Here is a 4,687-nt window from a genome sequence, read left to right as displayed (position 1 = left end):
ACCCCTCGCTCGCTGAAGCGAGCTCCCACCAGCGACCAGAGCCACTGGGGTGGTAGGAGCCCGCTTCAGCGGGCGATGCCGGCGGCGGCGCCAGCAGCTCGCGCAGAGGTTCTGCGCTCCTACGCCAACCTTTCCGGCAGATTCGCTACATCACGTCATCTGCGATGAAGCCTAGAAGAAAGCCTGGATGCCGGTCTGCGCACGCCCCAGGATCAGCGCATGAATATCGTGAGTCCCCTCATAGGTATTCACGGTTTCCAGGTTGACCATGTGACGAATCACGCCGTACTCCTCGGAGATGCCGTTGCCGCCGTGCATGTCCCGGGCCACCCGGGCGATATCCAACGCCTTGCCGGCGCTGTTGCGCTTGATCAGCGAGATCATCTCGGGAGTGCCCTGCTTCGCATCGAGCAGGCGCCCCACCTGCAGACACCCCTGGAGCCCCAGGCCGATCTCGGTCTGCATGTTGGCCAGCTTGAGCTGGACGAGCTGGGTGGCGGCCAGCGGCCGGCCGAACTGCTTGCGATCCAGGGTGTACTGGCGTGCGGCGTGCCAGCAGAACTCGGCAGCACCCAGGGCCCCCCAGGCGATGCCGTAGCGCGCCTTGTTGAGACACCCGAACGGGCCGCCCAGCCCGGCGGCCTCGGGCAATAGCGCCTCCTCGGGTACGAAGGCGTCGTCGAGCACGATCTCGCCGGTGATCGAGGCACGCAGCGATATCTTGCCGTGAATGGTCGGGGTGCTGAAGCCTTCGACACCCCGTTCGACGATGAAGCCCTTGATCTTGTCGTCGTGGGCATCGGACTTCGCCCAGACAATGGCCAGGTCGGCGATCGGGCTGTTGGTGATCCACATCTTCTGGCCGGTCAGGCGATAGCCGCCATCGACCTTGCGTGCCCGGGTGCGCATGCTCGCCGGGTCGGAGCCGGAATCCGGCTCGGTGAGACCGAAGCAGCCCACCAGTTCACCGGTCGCCAGCCTGGGCAGGTAGCGCTGCTTCTGCTCCTCGCTGCCGTAGGCTTCAATGGGGTGCATCACCAGGGACGACTGCACGCTCATCGCCGAGCGATAGCCGGAATCGACCCGCTCCACTTCCCGGGCGATCAGGCCATAGGCGACATGACCGACGGCGGCACCGCCATACTGCTCGGCGACGGTGGCACCAAGCAGGCCCATCTCGCCCATCTCGGTGAGAATCTCGCGGTCGAAGCGCTCCTCGCGGAAGGCCTCGAGGACGCGAGGTTGAAGCTTCTCCTGGCAATAGGCATGGGCCGCGTCCTGGATCTGGCGCTCGTCGTCGGTCAATTGCTGCGACAGCAGTAAAGGATCGTCCCACTGGAATCCGCTCATCGTTTTCTCCCCGATCTTCGGCTCGGGCGCAGGGCCGCCCAAGCACTGTTCGAAATATTCAACCGCAATTTACAACACTCTTGACACCGCGCACACCCTGCCTTGGTCCTAATTTGCCATTTCCCGGATTCGACATTTCAGTGGCGTATGCTATGCCTGCATAGCGAGTTGCCCGCGGACGGTTCATTCGGAATTTTCCCAGTGTCGCTTGATAAAGTGTAGCAGTCGAAGATCGCGGCCTGGACAAACACCGAGACGATGATGCTGGCAAGGAGCGAGTGACATGCACAAGACCCTCGTCATGATTCACGGCATGTGGGGTGGCGGCTGGTACTGGGACAATTACCGGCGCTTCTTCGAAGCCAGGGGCTATCGATGCCTGACACCGGACCTGCGCCACCACGGCATGCCCGCGGATCGGGCGCCACCTCCCGAACTCGGTACCACCAGCCTGCTCGATTACGCCGCGGACCTCGAAGCCGAGATCCGCAAGCTGCCCGAGCCTCCCGTTCTGCTCGGGCATTCCATGGGCGGGTTGCTCGCACAAATCCTCGCCAGTCGCGGCTGCGCGGAGGCGGCTGTGTGCATCACGCCGGCGGCACCGGCCGGCATTCTCGCCCTGCGCTATTCCGTGCTGAAAAGCTTCTTCGGCATCTTCACCCGTGGGGCGTTCTGGAGACACGCCCACCTACTGGCGTACGAGCGGGCCGTCTACGCGATGATGCACAGGCTGCCCGAAGCCGAGCGCCGCGACATCTATGCTCGCTGCGGCTGGGAATCGGGCCGGGCGATGGCCGAGATCGGCCTCTGGCCGCTGGGCTTCAAAGGCGCCCAAGTGGATGAAAGCCGCGTGAACTGCCCGGTGCTGGTTGTCGCCGCCTCGGAAGATCGCATCACACCGGCCTGTGTGGTGCACAGGGTCGCTCGGAAATACCAGCCACAGAGCACCTACATGGAATTCACCGGCCACGCGCACTGGATACTCAAGGAGCCGGGCTGGGAAAAGCCGGCAGCGCAGATCGCTGCCTGGCTGGACGTTCAATAGTTCGGCCAGCTTGCCGTTGTCATTCAAACGCCATCGATCGGTCGCCAAATCTTCATCTTCTCCCGCCAGACTCCACAGGGCACGAAGACAGAATGCTGAACCGCCATGCCAGCGTCGTCACTCACGCCTTGCCCGGGGTCGCCATGAACACGCAGACATCCTACCGCTCATCTTCCTTGCGCAAGTATCGCCGGCCACGCGTGCTCGGTTGGGCCGTGGCTTCGATCGTTCTCTTCTGGGCCTGGCGCGGTGCTGAAATCCAGCCCGGTGCACTGATCGACAATGCCGGTGACATGGCTCGGCTCGCCGGGGACTTCTTCCCGCCCCGGATCGGTAACCTCGACGTCTATGTCGCCCAGATGCTGGTAACCGTCCAGATGGCGCTATTGAGCACCCTGCTTGCAGCGATCCTCGCCATTCCCTGTGCCTGCCTGTCGCTGCGGGAGATGACACCCTGGTGGGTCCATCGTCCCGTACGGGGCCTCATGAGGGCCTGCCATACCGTGCATGAACTGGTCTTTGCCATGCTGTTCGTGTTCGCCTTGGGGCAGGGCCCTTTCGCCGGCACCCTGGCGCTGCTCGTACCCACCACCGGACTACTGGCGAAACGCTTTTCGAATGCCATGGAAGCCAGTGAGACAGGCATGCTGAAAAGCAGTCGCATCACCCCCAGGACGGGTTTCGGAACGCTTGGCCTCGGCGCGCTTCCGTACCTGGCACCGGCATGGGCGTCGATGAGCCTGACACGCTTCGAGACGAACCTTCGTTCGGCAACGGTACTCGGCATGGTGGGTGGCGGCGGCATCGGCGTATCGCTATGGGAAACCCTGCGCGGATTTCAATACCCCGAGACCGCCACGATCCTGCTGGTCATCGTCGGCAGCATCATGCTGCTTGATCGCGTGTCATGCGGATTGCGCAAGCACTGGCGTTGATTCATCTCCCGAGTACCGGTGATCATCCCACTCGACATCTTCCGCTTCCTCGAAGCGCAATTCGAGTTGCTGCGACTTGCGGACGATCTCCTCATGAAGGGCCTGCCTTGCCAGTTGCCTGAGCACTTCCCGGTCCGGGAGATGAGCGACGAGAAGCGCATAGGCAACGAGATAGACGATGCCGGGCAATAGCCAGGTCAGAACATCGGCATGGGTCAAGGACAACCGCAGACAAACGAGAGTGGTCAAGGCTGCCGGGCCGGCAGCGGCAATACCATTGGGCAGTCCAAGGAAGCGGTTTTCCCTGAATATTTCACGTTCGTGGTAGCGAAGGGGGTCAGTGGTCGGTTTCACGGTCGGGGGTTCGCGCAAGAGGATGTAATAGCTGGCAGAAACGTGCTCCACCTACCCTCCAAGCATCATCGAGCATGTCGTGCCAGTCCTATCTATTGCATCGACAGATCTTGACAAAGCTTTATGGCACTCTGGTTAAAAAATAAAAACTTTTTCATTTGGCAAGAGACGCCCGGATTTTCAGTCGATCCGCTTGAGCTCCCGGTCGTGGCGACGCCCGCGTTCGACGTAGCCTGCAGCGTTCTTCTTGAGCCCCTCGATCGCCTCGGCCGAGAGTTCGCGCACCACCTTGGCCGGCGACCCGACGATCAGGGAGTTGTCGGGAAAGTTCGCGCCTTCCTTGACCAAGGCCCCCGCCGCGACCAGGCAGTTGCGACCGATCACCGCGCCGTTGAGGATCACCGCCTGAATGCCGATCAGACTGCCGTCCCCAATGGTGCAGCCATGCAGCATCGCCTGATGCCCCACGGTGACGCCCCTGCCCACGCTCAGCGGGAATCCGGGATCGGCATGCAGCACGGCGCCATCCTGAATATTGCTCTCCTCGCCCACCTTCAGATGATCGGTATCGCCGCGCAGCACCGCCTGGTACCAGACGCTGGCATCGCGCTCGAGGGTCACCAGGCCGATGACGTCGGCGGTCTCGGCCACGTAGACGCTGTCATGAATCTCGGGTGTCCAGTCGCCATATCGATAGATCGCCATGCGTCTCTCCTTTTCAAGGCTCTTCGACGTTTCATGTGGGTTCGGCCTGGCCCATCGCCCGATAAATCGGGCGCCTACAACACCTTTTTATATCAGCCGCCTGTAGATACCGTCTCTCGATACCGGCTGCAAGGAGGCTTATACCCCTTGTGGCCGATATTCGCTCTGCGACTTCAACACGCCATAGGCGATATGCACCAGCTTGCGCATGGCCGCCCCCAGCGCCGACAGCGACGGCTTGCCCCGCGCCTTCAAGCGCGCGTACTGGTCGCTGATATCAGGGTTGTAACGGATGGCC

5 protein-coding genes are annotated in these 4,687 nt (G+C 62.2%); 2 read left to right on the top strand and 3 right to left on the bottom strand.

Translation table 11 applies throughout. The annotated features are described in order from the left end of the window. Positions 1–171: 171 nt before the first annotated feature. Positions 172–1,350: an acyl-CoA dehydrogenase gene (locus BUA41_RS18650; RefSeq protein ID WP_072825715.1), complete on the bottom strand. Its 1,179-nt coding sequence runs from the start codon at positions 1,348–1,350 to the stop codon at positions 172–174. Between the two features lie 283 nt (positions 1,351–1,633). Between BUA41_RS18650 and BUA41_RS18645 the strand changes: the two genes are divergently transcribed. Both BUA41_RS18645 and phnE read left to right on the top strand, forming a co-directional pair. Continuing rightward, positions 1,634–2,395 carry an alpha/beta hydrolase gene (locus tag BUA41_RS18645; protein ID WP_072825713.1) on the top strand — a complete coding sequence of 254 codons (762 nt, stop codon included), beginning with the start codon at positions 1,634–1,636 and terminating at the stop codon, positions 2,393–2,395. Positions 2,396–2,487: 92 nt separating this feature from the next. Continuing rightward, entirely contained in the window at positions 2,488–3,330 is an 843-nt protein-coding gene (gene phnE / locus BUA41_RS18640) for a phosphonate ABC transporter, permease protein PhnE (RefSeq protein WP_245791966.1), read from the top strand. Here the strand turns inward: phnE and BUA41_RS19130 are convergent. Both BUA41_RS19130 and BUA41_RS18635 read right to left on the bottom strand, forming a co-directional pair. Beyond that, complete coding sequence (locus BUA41_RS19130; RefSeq protein WP_139249188.1) at positions 3,301–3,735, bottom strand: hypothetical protein; 435 nt, start codon at positions 3,733–3,735, stop codon at positions 3,301–3,303. The two genes, phnE and BUA41_RS19130, sit on opposite strands and share 30 nt — an antisense overlap. Positions 3,736–3,864: 129 nt before the next feature. Then, on the bottom strand, positions 3,865–4,389 hold the full coding sequence (locus tag BUA41_RS18635) for a gamma carbonic anhydrase family protein (RefSeq protein ID WP_072825711.1): 525 nt from the start codon (positions 4,387–4,389) through the stop codon (positions 3,865–3,867). Between the last annotated feature and the right edge of the window lie 298 nt (positions 4,390–4,687).

Origin of the sequence: Modicisalibacter ilicicola DSM 19980 (assembly GCF_900128925.1) — a bacterium.
GTDB classification, from domain to species: Bacteria; Pseudomonadota; Gammaproteobacteria; order Pseudomonadales; family Halomonadaceae; genus Modicisalibacter; species Modicisalibacter ilicicola.
Note: the sequence above shows the minus strand (reverse complement) of the source record. Positions and strands in the feature narration are given on the sequence as shown.